Annotated in this window: 1 protein-coding gene; it reads right to left on the reverse strand. The window is 63.1% G+C overall.

Going from position 1 to position 271, the window contains the following annotated elements; genetic code table 11:
- Positions 1-62 precede the first annotated feature (62 nt).
- The coding region (locus AC0L20_RS41070; protein WP_473295837.1) for a CBS domain-containing protein at positions 63-271 on the reverse strand (209 nt) is incomplete at its 5' end.

The following is a 271-nucleotide window of genomic DNA, read 5'->3' on the forward strand; positions in this document are numbered from 1 at the left end:
GCCATGGATGGTGCGCGTCGAGAAGGCCAGACGGTTCCTGCCCTCAACAGTTGCTTTGATGGTCATCTTGCGCGGCGCCTCAGATGGTTGATCAGGTCGATGCGGGTTATCAGTCCGATGAATTCGTCGCCGTCGAAGACGATGGCGACTTCGTTGCGGTCGAACACCGGCAGCAGCGCGTCCAGCGTCTGGCTGGCCTGCAGCGTGTGCAGGGTGGAGGTCATCGCCGTGCGCACCGGGGCCTTGAAGCGGTCCCAGCGGCTGTCATAGG

It is taken from the genome of Bradyrhizobium sp. Kon58, assembly GCF_055807455.1.